Source organism: Pseudomonas sp. NPDC089396 (assembly GCF_044749545.1).
Lineage (GTDB): Bacteria > Pseudomonadota > Gammaproteobacteria > Pseudomonadales > Pseudomonadaceae > Aquipseudomonas.
Map to the genome: position 1 here is coordinate 57194 of NZ_JBIVIC010000010.1, position 20869 is coordinate 78062.

8 protein-coding genes are annotated in these 20869 nt (G+C 65.2%); 7 read left to right on the top strand and 1 reads right to left on the bottom strand.

Features of this window, described 5'->3' with window-relative positions; all coding sequences use genetic code 11:
- Positions 1 to 34: 34 nt before the first annotated feature.
- From ACIPZB_RS19145 to ACIPZB_RS19175, 7 genes are all read left to right on the top strand, one after another.
- Positions 35 to 10234: an amino acid adenylation domain-containing protein gene (locus tag ACIPZB_RS19145; RefSeq protein ID WP_400642107.1), complete on the top strand. Its 10200-nt coding sequence runs from the start codon at positions 35 to 37 to the stop codon at positions 10232 to 10234.
- On the top strand, positions 10231 to 13320 hold the full coding sequence (locus ACIPZB_RS19150; protein WP_400642108.1) for an amino acid adenylation domain-containing protein: 3090 nt from the start codon (positions 10231 to 10233) through the stop codon (positions 13318 to 13320). The genes ACIPZB_RS19145 and ACIPZB_RS19150 overlap by 4 nt, the downstream gene beginning before the upstream one ends.
- A 227-nt stretch (positions 13321 to 13547) precedes the next feature.
- Positions 13548 to 16079, top strand: a complete 2532-nt coding sequence (locus tag ACIPZB_RS19155) for a TonB-dependent siderophore receptor (protein WP_400642109.1) — start codon at positions 13548 to 13550, stop codon at positions 16077 to 16079.
- A 329-nt stretch (positions 16080 to 16408) separates the two neighbouring features.
- On the top strand, positions 16409 to 17806 hold the full coding sequence (locus ACIPZB_RS19160; RefSeq protein WP_400642110.1) for a PAAR domain-containing protein: 1398 nt from the start codon (positions 16409 to 16411) through the stop codon (positions 17804 to 17806).
- Positions 17799 to 18197: a hypothetical protein gene (locus ACIPZB_RS19165; RefSeq protein WP_400642111.1), complete on the top strand. Its 399-nt coding sequence runs from the start codon at positions 17799 to 17801 to the stop codon at positions 18195 to 18197. Before ACIPZB_RS19160 ends, ACIPZB_RS19165 begins: the two co-directional genes overlap by 8 nt.
- 961 nt (positions 18198 to 19158) lie before the next feature.
- Complete coding sequence (locus tag ACIPZB_RS19170) at positions 19159 to 19428, top strand: hypothetical protein (protein WP_400642112.1); 270 nt, start codon at positions 19159 to 19161, stop codon at positions 19426 to 19428.
- 3 nt (positions 19429 to 19431) lie between these two features.
- Complete coding sequence (locus tag ACIPZB_RS19175) at positions 19432 to 19704, top strand: DUF3077 domain-containing protein (RefSeq protein WP_400642113.1); 273 nt, start codon at positions 19432 to 19434, stop codon at positions 19702 to 19704.
- A 177-nt stretch (positions 19705 to 19881) separates the two neighbouring features.
- On the opposite strand, the gene ACIPZB_RS19180 is transcribed toward ACIPZB_RS19175, so the two are convergent.
- Positions 19882 to 20832, bottom strand: a complete 951-nt coding sequence (locus tag ACIPZB_RS19180) for an alpha/beta hydrolase (RefSeq protein ID WP_400642114.1) — start codon at positions 20830 to 20832, stop codon at positions 19882 to 19884.
- Positions 20833 to 20869: the final 37 nt, after the last annotated feature.

A 20869-nucleotide genomic window follows, 5' to 3' on the forward strand; every position in this document is an offset into this window, starting at 1 on the left:
CCCGTGGTACCTCACTCGTACGGAAAGCAAGCCGATGAATCCCGAAAAGTCCCTGCAACTGGCCCGCCGTTTCATTGAATTGCCGCTGGACAAGCGCCGCCTGTTCCTTGAGACCCTGGCCCGCGAGGGCATCGACTTTTCCCAGTTCCCGATCCCCGCCGATGTAGCGGCCGAAGACCGCCTGGCGCCGTCCTACGCCCAGCAGCGCATGTGGGTGCTGTGGCAGCTGGACCCGCAAGGCGGTGCGTACAACCTGCCGGGCGCGGTGCGGCTCAAGGGCGCGCTCGACGAGGCAGCCCTGCAGCAGGCGTTCGAGTGCCTGCTCGAACGCCACCAGAGCCTGGCCTGCGTGTTCCAGCAGCAGCCCGACGAGCGCCTGCACCAGATACACCGCCCGGCGCCGCCGCAGATCCAGCACCTGGACCTGCGCACGCTGAGCGAAGCGGCCCGCGAGGCACGGGTACAGGCCGAGGTCGAGGCCGAGTCGCTGTGCCCGTTCGACCTGGAGCACGGTCCGCTGCTGCGCATTCGTCTGTTGCAACTGGCCGAGCAGGAGCACGTGCTGCTGCTCACGCTGCACCACATCGTTTCCGATGGCTGGTCGATGAATGTGCTGATCGACGAATTCAGCCGTTGCTACGACGCCTTCGCCGCCGGGGCGCAGCCGCAGTTGCCGGCCTTGCCGATCCAGTACGTCGACTACGCCCTGTGGCAGCGCCGCTGGCTCGAAGCCGGCGAACTGGAGCGCCAGCTGGCCTACTGGCAGGCCACCTTGGGTGACGAGCAGCCGGTGCTGGAGCTGCCGCTGGACCGCCCACGGCCGGCCAGCCCGAGCTTCAGCGGCGAGCGCCTGGAGCTGCAGGTGGACAGCGACCTGGCCCAGCAACTGCGCAGTTTCGCCGCGCGCCACAACCTGACCCTGTTCATGCTCCTGCTTGGCGCCTTCGGGCTGTTGCTGCAGCGCTATACCGGCCAGTCCGACCTGCGCATCGGCAGCCCGGTGGCCAACCGCAATCGCGCCGATATCGAAGGGTTGATCGGCCTGTTCGTCAACACCCAGGTGCTGCGCCTGCAGCCCGATGCCCAGCGTGATGCACTGAGCTATCTGCAGGCGGTGCGGCAGACCGTACTGGGCGCCCAGGCCCACCAGGACCTGCCGTTCGAACGCCTGGTCGATGCCTTGAAGGTCGAGCGCAACCTCAGCCACGCGCCCCTGTTCCAGGTGATGTACAACCACCAGCCACAGGTGGCCGATCTTTCGGCGGTGACCCTGGCCTCGGGCCTGGAGCTGTCGGCACTGGCGTGGCGCAGCCGCACCACCCAGTTCGACCTGAGCCTGGACACCTATGAGCAGGGCGGTGTGCTGCGCGCTGCCTTCACCTACGCGGTCGACCTGTTCGATGCGGCCACTGTCGAGCGCATGGCCGAGCACTGGTTCACCTTGCTCCGCGAGCTGGTGGCGGACGCGGCGCGGCCGCTGTGGCAACTGCCCATGCTCGACCCGGCAAGCCTTCACACCCAGCTTCATGAATGGAATGCCACAGCCACTGGCTACCCGTTGCACCAGGGCGTGCACCAGATGTTCGAAGCTCAGGCGCAGCGCACCCCGCAAGCCCCGGCGCTGCGCTTTGGCGACAGCACCTTGAGCTACGCCGAGCTGGATGAGCGCGCCAATCGCCTGGCCCATTACCTGCGTGGCCAGGGCGTGGCCACCGACACCCTGGTCGGCGTCTCGGCCCAGCGCAGTGTCGAGATGGTCGTCGCCTTGCTGGCGATTCTCAAGGCCGGTGGCGCCTACGTACCGCTGGACCCGGAGTACCCCGAGGAGCGCCTGGCCTACATGATCGAGGACAGCGGCATTCGCCTGCTGCTGACCCAGCAGGCGCTGCTCGGCAGCCTGCCGCTGCCGGCCGGCGTGCAATGCGTGGCCCTCGACACCCTGACCCTCGACGACCAGCCCGCCAACTCGCCTGCGCTGGCGCTGGAACCTGCGCAACTGGCCTATGTCATCTACACCTCTGGCTCCACCGGCCGCCCGAAGGGGGCCGGCAACAGCCACCAGGCACTGACCAACCGCCTGTGCTGGATGCAACAAGCCTACGGCCTGGATGCCAGCGACACGGTGCTGCAGAAGACCCCGTTCAGCTTCGATGTGTCGGTGTGGGAATTCTTCTGGCCGCTGATGACCGGCGCCTGCCTGGCCGTGGCGGCACCCGGCGAGCACCGCGATCCGCAGCGGTTGATCGCCAGCATCCAGCGCCATGGCGTCACCACTTTGCACTTCGTGCCTTCGATGTTGCAGGCGTTCATCCACGAACCCGGTGTCGAAGCCTGCCGCACACTGACGCGCATCGTCTGCAGCGGCGAGGCGCTGCCGGTGGATGCCCAGCGCCAGGTGTTTGCCCGGCTGCCGGGTGCTGGCCTCTACAACCTCTATGGCCCCACCGAGGCCGCCATTGATGTGACCCACTGGACCTGTGTGGAGGAAGGCAAGGACAGCGTGCCGATCGGCCAGCCGATCGCCAACATCCGCACCTATGTGCTCGACGCCGGGCTGCAGCCGGTCGCCCCGGGCGTGTCCGGGGAGCTGTACCTGGGCGGCATAGGCCTGGCCCGCGGCTACCATCGCCGGCCAGGGCTGACGGCCGAGCGCTTCGTCGCCGACCCGTTCGGCGAAGGTGGCCGCCTGTACCGCACCGGCGACCGCGTGCGCCAGCGCGCTGACGGCGTCATCGAATACCTCGGCCGCTTCGACCATCAGGTGAAGATTCGCGGCCTGCGTATCGAGCTGGGCGAGATCGAGGCGCGCCTGGCCGAACATGAATGCGTGCGCGAGTGCGTGGTGCTGGCCCTCGATGGCCGGCAACTGGTGGCCTACCTGGTGCTCAACGCGCAGCCCGAAGGCTGGCAGGCTTCGCTCAAGGACTGGCTGCTGCAGACCCTGCCCGAGTTCATGGTGCCCAGCCACCTCATGGCCCTCGACAGCCTGCCGCTGACCCCCAACGGCAAGCTCGACCGCAAGGCCCTGCCGCAGCCCGAGGCCACGGCGCAGTCTGCCTACATGGCCCCGGAAAGCGACGCCGAGCGCCAGCTGGCGCAGATCTGGAGCGAGGTACTGGGCGTGGCCCAAGTGGGGCTGGACGACAACTTCTTCACCTTGGGCGGCGACTCGATCATCGCCATCCAGGTGGTCAGCCGCGCCCGTCAGGCCGGCCTGGCGCTCAACCCGCGTGACCTGTTCCAGCACCAGACCCTGCGCACCTTGGCCCAGGCCGCAGGCACCGTGAGCAGTGTGCAGATCGACCAGCGCCCGGCTGAAGGGCTGGCATTGCTGACCCCTGTGCAACGGCAGTTCTTCGAAACACCCATGCCGCAGCGTCACCACTGGAACCAGGCCTTGCTGCTGGTGCCGCGCCAGCCATTGCAAGCCGAGCAACTGGAGCACGCCCTGGCGCAGGTGGTGGCGCAACACGACGCTCTGCGCCTGCGCTTCACCCAGGCCGATGGCCAATGGCAGCAGGCCCATGCGCCACAGGCCGCGCCCGTGCTGTGGCAGCGCCAGGCCGCCAGCGACGAAGCGCTCGCCGCCGTGTGCGATGAAGCCCAGCGCAGCCTCAGCCTCGACCAAGGCCCTTTGCTGGCGGCGGTACTGGTGGCCATGGCGGATGGCAGTCAGCGGCTATTGCTGGTGATCCACCATCTGGTGGTCGATGGCGTGTCCTGGCGCATCCTGCTCGAAGATTTGCAACAGGCTTGCCTGGGCCAGCCGCTGCCGGCCAGAACCAGCAGCTACCAAGCCTGGGCCGAGCGCCTGGCCGGGCATGCCGATGCCTGCATGGCGCAGCTCGAACACTGGCAAGCGGTAGGCCTGGGCGCAGAGCTGCCGCGTGACCGTGCGGTGACGCAAACCCGCGTAGCCGATGAGCACAAGGTCAGCGTCAGCTTCCCGCCATCCTTGACCCAGGCCCTGCTGCAGCAGGCGCCCAGCGCCTACCGCACCCAGGTCAACGACTTGTTGCTGGCGGCCCTGGCCCGTGCCTTGTGCGACTGGAGCGGCCAGCGCCAGGTACTGGTGCAGCTCGAAGGGCATGGCCGTGAAGCGTTGTTCGAAGACATCGACCTGACCCGTACCGTGGGCTGGTTCACCAGCCTGTACCCGGTCGCCCTGCGTCCGGAAACCGAGCCTGGCGCCTGCATCGCAGCAGTCAAGGAACAGTTGCGCGCCGTACCGGCCCGTGGCCTGGGCTATGGCGTACTGCGCTACCTGGGCCCTGCAGCGGTGCGCGAGCAACTGGCGCGCCTGCCGCAACCGCGGGTCACCTTCAACTACCTGGGCCAGTTCGACAGCCAGTTCGACGCCGGCGCGCTGTGGCAGCCTGACCTGCAAGGTGCCGGCCAGGGCCAGGACGGCGACGCGCCGCTGGCCAACTGGCTGAGCGTCGAAGGGCAGGTCTACCAGGGCGAGCTGGGCATCAGCTTCGGCTTCAGCCAGGCCATGTACGACACCACGACCATCGAGGCCCTGGCCGCTGATTTCGCCCACCAGTTGCGTACGCTGGTCGAACACTGCGTGCAACCGGGCGTGGCCAGCGCCACGCCGTCGGACTTCCCGTTGAGCGGCCTGGACAGCACCGGTTTGGCCGCCCTGGAACTGAACCTGGGCGAAGTCGAGGACATCCTGCCGCTGTCGCCGCTGCAGCAGGGGCTGCTGTTCCACTGCCTGCATGTGGCCGAGGCCGGCGACTACATCAACCAGCTGCGGCTGGACATCGACGGGCTGGAGCCGCAGCGCTTCGTGGCTGCCTGGCAGGCCGCGCTGGATGCTCACCCTGGCCTGCGTGCCAGCTTCCACTGGCCGGACGGTGCGCAGCAACCGCTGCAAGTGATTCACCGTCAACTGCAGCTGCCGTTCACCCAGCACGACTGGCGCGACGATTCGGCCCACGAGGCACGCCTGCAAGCCTTGGCCGAGCAGCAACGCCTGGCGCTGTCCGCGACCGACCGGGCGCCATTGCTCGGCATTGCCCTGGTGCGTTTGGGCGAGCAACGCTGGCACCTGATCTACACCCATCACCATTTGCTGCTCGACGGCTGGAGCCATGCGCAACTGCTTGCCGAGGTGATGCAGCGCTATCGCGGCCAGCTGCCGCGTCAGGCGGTGGCCCACCCACGCACTTACCTGGCCTGGCTGCAGGCCCGTGATCAGCAACTGGATCAACAGTTCTGGCAGACCCAACTGCAAGGTCTGCAGGCGCCTTCGCTGCTCGCCCGCCAACGCCGCCGCGTCGAGTCGGCCGGCCAGGGGCTCTGGCAACAGCGCCTGAGCGCCGAGGCATCGGTGCAGATCAAGGCCTCGGCGCGGGCGCGCAAGGTCACGGTCAATACCTTGGTTCAGGCCGCCTGGCTGTTGCTGCTGCAACGCCACTGCCGACAGGACGTGGTGTGCCTGGGCGCATCGGTGGCGGGGCGGCCTGCGCAGCTGCCGGGCATCGAGGCGCAGCTGGGGCTGTTCATCAACACCGTGCCGGTGGTTGCCGCGCCCCGTCTGGAGCAACGCCTGGACGACTGGCTGGCGCAGTTGCAGGCCAGCAACCTGGCCATCCGCGAGCACGAGTACACCCCGCTGGCCGACATCCAGCGCTGGGCCGGCAGGGCCGGCGAGGCGCTGTTTGATACCTTGCTGGCGTTCGAGAACTACCCGGTGACCGAGGTGCTGCAGGCCGCTGGCGACGGCCCGCGTTTCGGCGTGCCGGAGAGCCACGAGCAACCGCACTATGCGCTGACCTTGTCGGTGGGCATGGGCGATGCCCTGCAGGTCGACTACCGGTTCCGCCACGACGCCTTCGCGCCGGCCGACGTGCAGCGCCTGGCTGTGCAGTTCGCTCATCTGCTGCAGGCCATCGCAACGCCCGGCAACCCGTGCCTCGGTGAACTGGGCTTGCTCGATGCCGGCGCGCGGCTGCGCTGCCAACAGCAGTGGCAGGCCGCAGAGGCCCCAGTGGCAACGCTGGCCGTGCACCAGCAGATCGAGGCCCAGGCGGCGCGCAACCCACGGGCCACGGCGCTGATCGCCGAGGACGGCACGCTGGATTATGGCCAGCTCAATGGCCTGGCCAATGCCTGGGCGCAGCAGCTGATCGCCCGGGGTATCGGCCCGGACGACCTGGTGGGGCTGTGCAGCGAGCGCGGCCTGGCCATGGTCGTCGGCTTGCTGGCGATCCTCAAGGCCGGCGCCGGTTACGTACCACTGGATCCGCAGTACCCACGGCAACGCCTGCAGGACATCCTCGACGACAGCGCGGTGAAACTCGTACTGGCTACCCGTGCCGCCGCCCAGCCGCTGCAGCTCACCGCTTCCGACTGGCTGTGGCTGGACCAGCCGCAGGCGCCGCTGGCCGACAACCCCGCGCCGCGAGCATCCGCTGACAACCTGCTGGCATTGATCTACACCTCCGGCTCCACCGGCCGGCCAAAAGGCGTGGCCCTGAGCCACGGCGTCATCGCCGCGCACCTGCAGACCATGGCCGAGCAATACCAGGTCACGGCGCAGGACCGCTTCGTGCACTTCGCCTCGATCAACTTCGACTGGGGCACCGAGCAGTGGCTGCTGCCACTGAGCCAGGGCGCCTGCTGCATCCTGCGCGGCGACCAGATCTGGACCGCCGCCCAGGCGTTCGAGGTGATCGAGCGCGAGCGCGCCAACGTGGTCTATTTCCCTACCCAATACGCTTGCCAGCTGGCCGAATGGGCCCGCCAGGAAGGCCGGCAACTGCCGGTGCGCTGCCTGAACGTGGCGGGTGAAGCACTGCCGCGCGAGGGCTTCGAGCGGCTCCAGGCGCATGTTCGGCCGCAGCGTATCGTCAACGGCTACGGCCCTACCGAAACGGTGATCACACCGCTGCTGTGGCAGGCCGATGGCGATACCCGCATCGACACCGGCTACGCGCCCATCGGTACGCCGGTGCCGGGGCGCAGTGCCTACCTGCTCGATCCCGCCCTGCAGCTGCTGGATGCTGGCAACGCCGGTGAGCTGTACATCGGCGGCCCATGCCTGGCCCGTGGCTACTTCGGCCAGGCGGCGCTGACCGCCGAGCGTTTCGTGCCCGATCCGTTCGACCCGGTCGGCGGCGGGCGCCTGTACCGCAGCGGCGACCTGGTGCGCCAGCAGGCCAATGGCGAGCTGGAATTCCTTGGTCGCCTCGACCATCAGGTGAAGATCCGCGGCTTCCGCGTCGAACCCGGCGAGATCGAAGCCTGCCTGCTGGCCCGCACCGATGTGCGCGAGGCAGTGGTGATGCCGCGCGGGCAGGGCGCCGACTTGCACCTGGCGGCCTGGCTGGTGCCGACCGAGGATCGGGCCAACGACAGTGGCCTGCGCCAGCGCATCCTTGACGACCTGCGTGCCAGCCTGCCGGCCTACATGGTGCCGGCACGCCTGCAGTTGCTGGACCGGCTGCCGCTGAACCCCAACGGCAAGGTCGACCGCAAGGCGCTGCCAGAAATCAGCGACGAAAGCGCGGCGGCCTTCAGTGCGCCGGTGGACGCCCTCGAACAGGAAGTCGCCCAGGCCTGGGCCGAGGTGCTGGGCATGGCCGAGGTCGGACGTTTCGAGCATTTCTTCGAGGCCGGTGGCCATTCGTTGCTGGCCACCCAGGTGGTGGCGCGGCTGCACCGTGCCGGCCACACCGGCATCGGAGTGCGCGAGCTGTTCAGCCACCCGCGCCTGTGCGATTTCGCCGACTGCCTGCGCCAGGCGCAGCCGGCTGCCGTCACCGGGCCGCAGTTACGGGCCCAGGGCGACAAGGTCAGCGCGCCGCTGTCGTTGGCCCAGCGCCGGCTGTGGATCGCCGAGCAGTTCAGCCAGGGCAGCGGGGCCTACGGCATGCCGCTGGCCCTGCGCTTGGCGGGCCCGCTGCAGGTCGAGTGCCTGCACCAGGCACTGCAGGCACTGGTGCAGCGTCACGAGGTGCTGCGCAGCGCGGTCGATTGTGACGACGAGGGCGAACCGCTGCTGCTGATCCGCTCGGCGGTGAGCATCGCGCTGCCGTGTGAGGATCTGTCCCGGCTTGGCGCCGCAGAACAGCAGCTGCACGTGCTGGAGGCGCAACTGGCCAATGTGCGCCAGGCGATCCCGCTGGACCAGGCACCGATGCTGCGTGCCGGCCTGCTGCGGCTGTCCGGCGAGGCCCATGTGCTGCTGCTGAACATGCACCACATCATCTCCGATGGCTGGTCCATGGCGCTGATGGTCAACGAGCTGATCGCCAGCTACAGCGCCTTCGCCCAGGACCAGGCGCCTGCGTTGGCACCCTTGCCGCTGCAGTACTCCGACTACGCACTGTGGCAGGCCGAATGCGAGCGTGCCGGGCTGCTGCAGGCACCGGCGCAGTGGTGGCGCACGGCGTTGCACGGCAGCAGCGGGCGGCTGGCGCTACCCACCGACCTGCCGCGTCCGGCCCAGGCTTCGCAGGCCGGCGAAAACCTCAACTTCGACCTGCCGCAGGCCACGGTCGAGCGGGTGCGCGCCCGCGCCGCGCAGCTGGGCGTAACGCCCTACATGCTGTTGCTGGCGGCGTTCCAGCTGCTGATGCACCGCGTCAGCGGCCAGCACGACCTGCTGCTCGGCGCCGACGTCGCCGGCCGCGAGCACCCTGACCTGGAGGCGCTGATCGGCTTCTTCGTCAACGTCCTGCCGCTGCGTTCGCAACTGGACGAGCAGCTGGACTTCGCCGCCTGGCTGGGACGCACCCGCACTACCTTGCTCGATGCCAGCGCCCAGCAGGCACTGCCGTTCGACCTGATCGTCGAGGCCGCCGCCACGCCGCGCCACCCCGGCATGAACCCGCTGGTGCAGGTCTTGTTCGTGATGAACGACATGCCGCTTTCGCACAGCGACCTGGCCGACCTGCAGGTGCAGGTGCTGCCCCAGGCGGGCGGCTATTCGAAATTCGACATGGCGCTGTTCATCGACCCGGTCGCGGCCGGCTGGCGCGTCACCTGGCAGTACGCCACCGAGCTGTTCAAGGCAGAACGGATCCAGGCCCTGCTGCGTGGCTGGCTGGACATCCTCGACCAGGTGCTGGGCAACCCACATATCCAACTGAGAGAGATCACTATGTCGGTTCACAGTGAAATCGTCGCGGCGCCTGCAGCGGGCAGCGCGCTGCCGCGCAAGGACAAGCTGGGCAGTTTCCTCAAGCGTGGCGCTGCGGCGCCGGCGGCCAAGCCCGCCAGCGGGGTGCGCGAGCAGGCGATGGTGCCGGGCCAGGCCTTCCCGTTGCTGGTCGAGCCGGTCGACCCGGGTATCAGCCTGACCGACTGGGTGGTGGCCAACCGCGCCGAGGTCGAGCGCAAGCTGGTCAGCCATGGCGGCCTCCTGTTCCGTGGCTTCGGGCTGCAGACCCCGCAGGACTTCGAGGCCTTCGCCGAGGCGGTGCAGCCGGGCCTTTATGGCCAGTACGGCGACCTGCCGAAGAAGGAGGGCGGCAAGAACACCTACCGCTCAACGCCGTACCCGGAGCAGAAGATGATCCTGTTCCACAACGAAAGCGCCCACCAGGACCGCTGGCCGCGCAAGCAGCTGTTCTTCTGCGAGCTGCCGTCGCCGGTCGGTGGTGCCACGCCGGTGGTGGATTGCCGGCTGATGTACCAGCGCCTGCCCGAGGGCTTGCGCCAGCGCTTCGAAGACAAGGGCCTGTTGTACGTGCGCACCTTCACCGACAAGCTCGACGTGTCCTGGCAGCACTTCTTCAAGACCGAGTCGCGCGCCGAGGTCGAGCGCCGTTGCCAGGCGTCGGGTATCCAGTGGCGCTGGCTGGACAACGACGAGCTGCAGATCCGCACGCCGTGCCCGGCGGTGATCGAGCACCCGGTCAGCGGCCAGAAGAGCTTCTTCAACCAGGTGCAGCTGCACCATGTGTTCTGCCTGGATGCCGACGTGCGCGAGGACCTGCTGGCCCTCTACGGCCTGGAGCGCATGCCGCGCCATGTGTACTACGGCGATGGCAGCCCGATCGAGGATGCCGACATGGCCCTGATCGGCGAACTGTACGAGGCCTGCGCGGTGCGCTTCGACTGGCAGGCGGGTGACGTGATCCTGCTCGACAACATGCTCGCCGCCCACGCCCGCGACCCATTCCAGGGCCCACGCAAGATCGTCGTCGCCATGGGCGACATGATGACCCGCGACGACCTCGAAGCCTTCACCTTGAACCGATCTGGAGTGCAAGCATGAACATGACCGTCGAAGCCAGCGGCCTGCCGCTGTTGCCCCTGCAAGCACTCGCGCTGCCCGCGCAGCCGGCGCCTTGGCGCGAGGTGGCGCGTTGCATCGGTGTGCAGCTGAGCAGCGTGCCGGCACCCGGCGCACTGCAGGCCGCCCTGCAGCAATGGCAGGCACAGCATGCTGTGTTGCGGCTGCGCATTGGCCAGGCGGCGGGCTATCGCGGCCTGCGCCAGTTCGTCGAGGCCGAAGGCGCGGCCGTGCAAGTGACTCCGCTGGGCGTGGGCGACGAGGCCGGCCGTGAGGCCTGGTTCGAACGGTTGGTGGACGTGCAGGCCGACGCACCCGTGGCCGTGCTGCTCTGCGAACAGGCCGAGGGCCGCTGCCAGCTGGTGCTGGGCGTGCTGGCGGCGGTGGTCGACGAAGCCAGCCTGCCGCTGCTGGCGGCGAGCCTGGCGAAGATCTTCCACGGCCAGTTGGCCGATGCCGGGGAGGGTGACTTCGATCAGTACCTGCAATGGCGCAGCGAAGTGCTGGTCGATGAGGACGCCGCCACCGCCCGGGCCTACTGGAGCGCGTGCAACGCCCAGCTGGCCTGCGCCCAGCAATTGCCCTGGCGGGCGTTGCCCGATAGCGCACGCCGAGATCGCCAGCAGGCCAGCGCGGCGCTCGACCCTGCCGTCGTGCAACGCCTCGGTAACCTTGGCCTGCCATTGCCCACGGTGTTGCAGGCCGCCTGGTGGTTGCTGCTGGCGCGGCTCGATGGCCAGCCGGCGCAGGTAGTGAACTGGTGGCATGACAGCCGTGGTGACTATGCGTATTTCGCAGAAAGCGCAGGGGTGTATCACAAGCAGCTGCCGCTGCTCATCGGCTATCAGGCCGAACAGCCACTGCGTCTCTGGCTGCAGGCGCTGGCCGCGCAGCTGGAGCAGCATGCGGCCTGGCAGGAGTACTACACGCCCGAACTGACTCCGGCACTGCAGCCCGCCGCCATCGGCTTCAGCCTGGCGCCGGCACGGCCGGCACTGGCGGGTGGGTGGCAAATCCTGGCGCAACAGGCGCCAGCGTCCGCTGCCGAGCTGGCGCTGCAGGTCGATTGCGACCCGGCAGGGCCACAGGTGACGTTGCAGTACTGGGCGTCGCTGCGCAGCCCGGCACTGGTGCAGGTGCTGCTCGAACAGTACCTCACGCTGCTGGCCAGCATTGCCGCGACGCCTGACGCCAGCCTCGCCAGCCTCGACTTGCTGGGCGAGCAGCAGCGGCGCCGGGTGCTGGCGGGCAATGCCGAAGCGCCTGCGCTTGGGCCACTGTTGCCGGCACAGGTCGCGCGCTGGCTGCGCGAACAGCCGCAGGCACTGGCGATCGTCGACCAGGGGCAGGGCTGGAGCTGGCAACAGCTCGATCAACTGGCCAATATCCTGGCCGCACAGCTGCAGGCCCAGGGCGTGGGCTGTGGCAGCGTGGTCGGCCTGCTGTTGTCGCGCTCGGCGCACTGGCTGGCGGCCGTGCTGGCCTGCTGGAAGTGTGCAGCCGCCTACCTGCCGCTGGACCCCGCCTGGCCCGCCGCGCGGCGCGAGCAGGTCAGTCGCCTGGCCGGGGTGCAGGTGCAGATCGATGGGGCGCTGATCGAACGCCTCGAAGGCACTTCGCAGCCCTTCGAGGCGCGACCGCTGACGGCCGATACCGCGGCCTACGTGCTGTTCACCTCCGGCTCGACCGGCGAGCCCAAGGGCGTGGTCATCGAGCATGGCCAGCTCGCCAGCTATCTGCAGGCGGCGGAGCAGGCGCTTGGCCTGGCGGCGTGCAAACACTTCGCCTTCAGTGCCACGGTGGCAGCTGACCTGGGCCATACCAGTCTGTTCGGCGCCGTGCAGGTCGGGGCCACCCTGCATGTCGCCAGCGATGCGCAGATGCAGGACCCGGCGGCCTTCGCCGCGTTCGTGCGCGATAACGCTATCGACTGCCTGAAGATCGTGCCGTCGCACCTGGCCGCGCTGCTCGACGGTGCCGAGGCGTGCCTGCCGTCCACCGTGGTGCTGGGCGGCGAAGCCCCGTCAGGGCCATTGCTCGAACGCATTCAGCGGGTAGCGCCGCAGGCGCGGGTGTTCAACCACTACGGCCCCACCGAAGCCACCGTCGGCGTGTTGGTTCAACCGCTGCAAGCCCAGGCGCCGCAGCTGAGCCTCGGCCAGGTGTTGGCGGGCAACCGGGTGTACCTGCTGACGGCCGAGGGGCGACTGGCCGCTGTCGGCGAGCTGGCCGAGCTGCATCTGGGCGGACGCCAGCTGTGCCGCGGCTACCTGGGCGGGGACGGCGGCGAGACGCGCTTCATCGACAACCCGCTGCAGCCCGGCGAGCGGCTTTATCGCACCGGTGACCTGGGGCGCTATCAACCCGACGGCAGCATCCTGCTGCAGGGCCGCCAGGATCATCAGGTGAAGATCCGCGGTTTCCGCATCGAGCTGGCCGAAGTGGAAGCGCGCCTGCTGGAAATCGACGGGGTTGCCCAGGGGGCGGTGGTGGCACTCGAAACGCAGCCCGGGCAGCTGGAGCTGCTGGCCTGTTACAGCGTGCACGCTGATGCCCAGGGCCTCGATGAAGCGGCGCTGCGCGCACGCCTGGGCGCCAGCCTGCCGGCGGCCATGGTGCCGGCGCAGCTGCGCCAGCTTTCGAGTCTGCCGCGCCTGGCCAACGGCAAGGTCGACCGCCGCGCCCTGGCGCAGCTGCCGGCGCAGGCAGGGCAGGGCGATGAGCAGGACGCGCCACAGGATGCCTTGCAGCAACTGCTGACCCAGCGCATGGCGCAGTTGCTCGGGCGAGCGCGCATCGGTATCCACACCGACTTCTTCGCCGCCGGCGGCCATTCGCTGCTGATCATCAAGCTGGTGGCCGGCATCCGCAAATTGCTCAACTGCGAGATGGCCCCCGCGCTGGTGTTCGAGCACCCCACGGTGGCGGGGCTGGCGGCCGCGTTGCAGGCCGCCGAGGTGAACAAGGGGCAGTTGCAGAAGATCGCCCAGGCACGCCTGCAACTGGAGCGCATGAGCCCGGAAGAAAAGGCCCGGCTGCTGGCCAAGGCCAACAACGCCACGGCCTAGCGCGGCGACACGGCAGGTGAAGGAGGCAGCCCTCGGGCTGCCTTTTTCATGGCCGCGTAGACCATTTCTAAACGTTAATGAAAAAAGTTATCAGTTTTTTTTACGTTCGTGCGTCTTACTAGTGAGCCTCACCAAACGCGTTGTTCCATCCGCGTGGTTCTCACTTGAAACGGCCCCCAGAGACCGTCAACCAAACACTCATAGAACATTCGGAGTCAGTTGCGCACATGAAGTCCAAACGTATGCGAAACAAGGGGGCAGCCTTGGCCGCCGGTCCAGCGAAGTGGAGCCTGCGGGCTTCGGCTCTGGTGCTGAGCCTGGCCATGGCGCATGCGCACGCCAAGCCGGTTGCCGTGGACATTCCGGCCCAGCCGCTGGACCAGGCGCTGGTTGCCCTTGGCAAGCAGACCGGCCTGCAGATGGTCTACTCGCCCGACCTGGTCACCGGCAAGCGTGCGCCCAAGGTCAGCGGCACGATGGAACCCGACCAGGCCCTGGCGCAACTGCTGGACGGCGCTGGCCTGACCTACCGCATCGAGAACAACTCGGTGATGCTGATCAGCACCGACAGCAGCGACATCGGTGCCGGCGCCATGGTCATTGGCGAAACCACCATCATGGGCCAGGGGATGGGCCAGGCTACCGAGAACACCGGCTCCTACACGCCGGGGTTGACCAGCGTCGGCTCCAAGAGCCCGACCTCGCTGAAGGAAACCCCGCAGTCGGTATCGGTCGTCACCCGCCAGCTGATCGAAGACCGCCAGATCACCGATATCAACGATGCGATGAAGGCCGTGCCGGGCGTGACCGTGCAGAGCTCCACGTTCCGCATCCAGGACTTCTACTCGCGCGGCTTCCCGATCCAGAACATCCAGCTCGACGGCGCAGCGCCCATGGCCCTGGGCACCACTGCAGGCAGCTTCTATTCATCGAACATCTACGACATCGCCGAATTCGACCACGTCGAAGTGTTGCGCGGTTCCAGTGCGTTGTTCGGCGGCACCGGTGACCCGGGCGGCATCATCAACCTGGTGCGCAAGCGCCCGCTGGACTTCTACCAGCTCAAGTTCACCGCCTCCGCGGGCAGCTGGGACAACTACCGCAGCGAGTTGGACGTGACCGGCCCGCTGGGCTTCGATGGCAAGCTGCGTGGCCGGGCGGTGGTGGCTTACCAGGATCGTCAGTACTTCGTCGACAACCGCGCCACCGACAAGCCGTTCTTCTACGGTGTGCTCGAAGCCGATGTGACCGACGACACCATGCTCACCGCCGGCATGCGCTTCAACAAGGTGCATGAAACCGGTACCGCCTCGGCCGTACCGCGCTACAGCGACGGTGCGGACCTGGGGCTACCACGCCACACCGGGCTGTCCACCACCTGGGCCTATGCCGACGGCTATTCCCGCGAGTACTTCGCCAAGGTCGACCACCGCCTGAACGACGACTGGAAACTCAACCTCAGCTACACCAACATCTACGACACCATCGACACCAACAACGCCACCACCCTGGGCTCGGTCAACCCGGTCACTGGCAGCGGTGTGACCCGCTACGGTACCTGGGTCACCCAGTGGAGCGAGCAGAACCTGTATGACGCCAACATCTCGGGCGACTTCAGCATGTTCGGCCTGAATCACCGTCTGGTGGTCGGTGGCGATTACCAGGAGATCGACAGCCGTTGGCAAGGTACCGGCCGCTTCACCACCGCCGGTGGCCCGGTCAACGTCTTCGACCCTGATTCCACGCCTTGGGACGATCCAGGTGCGCGGCCGAACATCAGCCGTGACTACAAGCCCAACAGCCAGACCCAGTACGGCCTGTACTCGAGCCTGCGCCTGCAGGTGGCCGAGCCGCTGCACGTCATCCTCGGTGCCCGGGTACAGCGTTACAAGTTCGAACAGACTTACCAGACTGCCAACGCAGCGGGCGTCTGGACCCAGCAGTCGCGCGTCGACATGCACGAGCCGACCAAGGTCACCCCGTTCGGCGGCATCGTCTACGACCTGACAGACGAGTGGGCGGCCTATGCCAGCTACGCGGAAATCTACAAGCCGCAGCAGAACCTGCTGGCCGGTCCGGCAAACTCGGGCAGCACGCTTGACCCGATGACCGGCAAGACCTACGAAACCGGTATCAAGGGCGAGTTGTTCGGTGGCGCGGTCAACACCAGCATTGCGCTGTACTACACCAAGCGTGAAGACCAGGCCGTGCAGGACCCGAACTTCCCACCCACCCAGGTCGCGTTCGGCGGCAACTGCTGCTACCTCAACGGTGGCGAGACGATCAGCAAGGGCATCGACATGGAGATCTCCGGCGAAATCCTGCCGGAGTGGATGATGATGGCCAGCTACACCCTCAACCTGAACAAGAACCGCGACACCGACTCGGCGCTGAGCACCGTCACGCCCAAGCACATGGCCAAGGTGTTCACCACCTACCGCCTGCCGGGCGTGCTGAACGACTTCCGCGTCGGCGGTGGTGTGGATATCCAGAGCGCGACCAAGGTCAGCGGTACCGCGGCGACCTTCGACGGCCAGGGTAATGTGGTGCAAGCCAACGTACCGTTCGAGTACGAGCAGAGCGGCTACGCGATCTGGAACGCGATGGTCGACTACCGCATCGACGAGCACTGGAACGTGGCGCTCAATGCCAACAACCTGTTCGACAAGAAGTACTACCAGACGGTGGGTACCTCGACCTATGGCAACTACTATGGCGACCCGCGCAACTTCATGCTGACGGTACGGGCTACCTACTGAGTGCTGAGGGTGTGAACAGGAAAACCGGAGCTTGCTCCGGTTTTTTTTGTGGCTTGCCAGCGATGGGGCCTTTACATCCACAACTCAGCCTCCAGTAACGCCGCGGTCTGGAAGGCTTTTGGGCTGTTGATGGGAGAAGTTTGACTGTCAGGTTGGGCGTTAAAAATCTGTGGCTTAGTGAGCGACTGTCTCTTTGAAAGTGACTATTTGAGAACAGGCCTGTAGGACATTTCAGCGCGCTTTGTAGGATCGCTCTTGATGTGTTTTGGGGTGATTTTCTTGCTCTTGGCGGGTGCTAGTTTCCCGGCTTTCACTCGAGGAGATAGCGCATGGCACGTTTCAGGATCCAAGGCAGGAACCAGGCCTTGAACGGGGATCGCACCACCACAGGGGCCGTATGCCTGGCTAGCGGCACCGGATTCAAAGGGCATGGGCGTGAAGCATTGCGGGTGCAGGACAAGACCACCCCATGCCCTGTCTGTGGTGAAGTCGGAACGCTCGTGGAGGGCGTACAAAACTTCGTGATCCAAGGCCGCCCGGCGGTGGTTGATGGGGCGTTGGTGGCGTGCAAATGCCCAGCGGGGAGAAACCGCGTCATAGCCTTGGGAGGGCCTGGCGATGCGGCAAGCACCTCGACGACACAACAGGCGAGCCAGACACAAACCGCTCAGGCAGCACCTTCCCCAGCAGCACCACCGAGCCGGGCATTCAGCACCTCAGCAAGTGCCTCACCGGCTCTAGTCGAGCCCGGCTTCCACATCGTGCAACGCGGCATGTCGTTCGAGCAGGTGCTGGAGAGCCTTGGGGCAACGCATAGCCTGCTGCCCATTTCGCTTTTGCAGCGGCTCAACCCCACTTTTGCCGAGGGTTTCAAAGCAGGTGAGATCTTTGTGCTCGGCAGTCCGGGCAGCAGCTTTGCCTGCAGTGCCCAGGAAACCGAGCTGATGATGGTGGCTGAGAAGGCGAGGGAGTCGCTGGCCATTCTTTCCGATGAGGAAGCCAACTTCATGATGCGGCACATCGGTGAGATCGCCGGGGTGCTGAATGGGGCGAGTCAGTCGATGGGGGTAGGCAAGGACATGCTTGAACGAGGATTAGGACAGGTCAAGGATACGTTGAAGGGAATCGAGACATTGCATCAGCAACAATTTGCACTGCACGGCCATTTGAATAGTGCGGATTTCTTTGCAAAGCGCAAAGAACTCTACCAGCATTTGAGCGCACAGTTACGTGCCGGTTTCTTGAATAAAACCTTGAACCTAGGCAGCCACGATACGCTTCGACGCGATTTGGGTATCTCCACCAAAAGCTTGGTGCATCATTGGAAAAAGGCGGGTGGGCCAGGGCAGATACCGGGGTATGCAACGCATCTCCATGAGGTGGCAAAGATGTCTAATTACCTGAAGTATGGAGGGTACGCAGCGATAGGGCTTGGTGCTGGATCTTCTTATTTGAAGGTGCAGGAGGCATGTCGAGCGGGTGAGACGGATGCGTGTAAGAAAATCAGGATCACAGAGACAGGAAGTTTTGCAGGAGGGTTAGCAGGAGGTTTTGCGGGTGGTAAGGCTGCATCTCTTGCAGCAAAGGCTGTGTGTTCTTTCGGTGTATATGGAAAGGCTGTTTGTGGCATTGCGATGATAGCTGGCGGATCATATGGGGCTGGTGTGGTAGGGGAAGAAGCGGGTGAATGGCTCGGAGAATTGACTTACGAGACCTTCCATGATTGATCTGTCGGCCTTGCCGGCTGGCTTGAAACTGGCTTTTGTGCTTGCGCCTTTCATTATCAGTCTTACAGGGGTAGCAGTAGCCTATCATATCGCCGGCAGTCGGCACTTTTACGTTCTTTGCTCTGCTTTTAAAAATAGCCAAGGATTGCGAGATGACTTGAAATACTGGAGTGCAATTTCTCTTAGGACGAGGTCTATGGTGGTGACTGGTATAATGTTAGCGTCAGTATGGCCAAGTTTAGGAGTTCGCCAAGGTTGGTTAGATGCTGAGGACTGTAAAAACTGCCCGATCTATCTCAAGCGTCGGTTGCAAATGTCTTTTTGGTGCTTGGTCATTGGTTGTGCTTGGCTTTTCATGGCGTGGGCTTTGATCAAGCTTGATAGGATCTAATTATGATAAATCGTGTTGGTGTCTAAAATTGGAGATATGCCGAAACGGCATTTCTGGCACTGGGTGGTGGCGCTATTACTCGCCCCCATCGTCTTTTGGTATGTCGCCACGCCTCAAGTGAGTTTCCATTTCTCTGACAAAGGACAAGGGCGCCTCGGGTACATTTTGAATGTTCAGCACGCTATCTCAAAAGGTGAGATCTACCCAGGTGGAGCCACGGGGGGTGCAGGGCACATTTTCCCGAACGATCAGTTCTTCATGGAGTTCGATTGGAACAACAGGGGGAAATCGCACTGCATTCGGGTTAAGCCGAAGTGGCCGAATACCGATGTTTACATCGGGGCAGATGGTGCTGTCGATAGCCGCACTGACGGTAAGCTTATCGAAGCATGTGGGCCACTACCCAAATAGGAAACCCGCCTAGGCGGGTTTTCTCATGACTGACTCACTGCAATTGCACTTTGAATTCTGTGACTGCCTGCCGCATCGCCGCCTAACCGCTGGCACTTGACTCGCAATCGGTAAGCCGGCGTCTGATGCAATTGGAGGAGGGCCGGCATGTGACGAGGGCCGTGTAAGGCTTTGTCGGTATTTTGAGAAAACGGTTGGCTCAGCTCTAGTGCTCCGCAGGTCAGGTGTAAGACATTTCTGAATCTGAAACAAAATGCTTCGGGATTTGCATATTTGGGAATTATCCTACGAGCGCTGCTGAAGTTTCGCTGTTGTCGGGGAAATGCCTCACGGATAACGTTCTCGGGTCGCTGATGTCTGGCGACCGGGTGTGAGAACCTGAAAGGTAGATTTTGGTAGCGCCTCTATGGTGGCCGTACGTGGGCAGGCTTCTGCCTGGCCGAGTCTTTACCAATTTCTCCTCGGTTTTCTCACCCCACGTACGGCTGCCACCCAATCCGTGAGAAAGATTCAGGTGGTAGCTCCCTTTCTCGAGAATTGGAGTTTCACCATGAAGAAGATCGTCCCCGATCCTCCCCGCCGTAAGCCTCTCACTACCCCTTTCTTCACCGTCCAATCCGACATGTACCCACCCGACGCCCTGGCTCACGTCAGCGAGCTGCTACGTGGCGTCATCGAAACCCTCGACGAACACTGCCGCGCCCGCGCTGGCGAATCTGGCCTGAGCATGCTGGGCAATGCCATGCATGCCAGCGAGATTGCCTACACGCTCGTGGAGCATGTGCACACTCGGCTGTATGGCCAACAGGTGGAGGGGTGAGATATGACGGATAAACCCAGGATCATTACCACCGTCGGCGTGGAGACCTTCCTTGATGTGGGGTTCCCGCCAGCAGGCCTGCTGCGTGTGCAGCCTGGTATTCCGATCGATGATGCCTATGAGCAAGTTTCGGTGCTGCTGGGCTACATCAAGCACCTTGTGCGCGAGGGCGACATGGAGGATGACCATAAGTTGCTCGGTGCAGCAGACTACTTGAGTGCCTTGGCCAAGGCATTGATGAACGATATCGAGATGGCCAAGAACCGGTTGCATTGACCTCAAGGGCCCTATCGCCGGCAAGCCGGCTCCCACAGGTACACCACCAGTCTTAAGAACAGTGGAGGCCCTGTGGGAGCACCACAGGTACACCACCAGTCTCAAGAGCGGTGGAGTCCCTGTGGGAGCTGGCTTGCCAGCGATGGGGCCGGTTCAGGCAATGAAGCAGGCACCTGCCTAACCCAAAACCTCCTCCAACCACTGCCCAGCTGCCGTATAAACCTCGGCGCTAGCCCCCGTAATCCCCGACATCCGCAAAAAGTCATGGGTCAACCCCGCCTCGATGCGCAGCGTGGTCGGCGTGCCGCTGGCTTCCAGCTTGCCCGCATACTCCAGCCCTTCATCGAACAGCGGATCGTACTGGGCCAAATTGACGTATGCCGGTGCCATGGCCGGCAGCGCCGGATGCAGCAGCGGCGAGGCGCGCCAGTCGCCGTGTGCCTGGGTGCTGCCCAGGTAGTGGGCGTAGAACCAGTCCAACGTCGCACTTTCCAGCAGGTAACCTTCGGCATACCGTTGGTGCGAGCTGCGTCGGGTATTACTTTCCGCCACCGGATAGAACAGCAGCTGCGCCTTCACCGCCATGGTCTGCGGTCGTTCTGCCGCCGCGATCGCCAACACCGTGGCCAGCGTCGCCCCGGCGCTGTCGCCGGCCAGCACCAGGTCCGTCGCCTGCAGTCCGAGCGCGCCGGCGTTGCGCTGCAGCCATTGCACAGCATCCTCGCAGTCGTGCAGGGCGGTCGGGAACGGTCGCTCCGGCGCCAGTCGGTACTCCGGTGCGAACACCGCGTAGTCACCCAGGCAGGCCAGGCGACGGCAGACGCAATCGTGCGAATCGAGGCTGCCGACCACATAGCCACCGCCATGCAGGTACACCAGCGTGGCCTTGGGCGTGATACCCGGGCGGCGGTACAGGCGGGCGGGCAATTGCGTGCCATCGCGGGTGTCGAACTGCAGGGCGCTCACCTCGATCTGCGCGGGTGGGTCGGGGTCGAGCAGGCGTGAGGCATTTTCGAAATCCGCGCGGGCCTGGGCGACGTTCAGTTGATGCATGGGCAGGCTCTTGCCGGTCAGGCGGCCGAGTTCGGCCAATTCCAGGAACGCTTCCAGATCGCAGTCCAGGGACATTCAGGTATTCCTTGCAAATCGATGAAAAAGGCCCGGC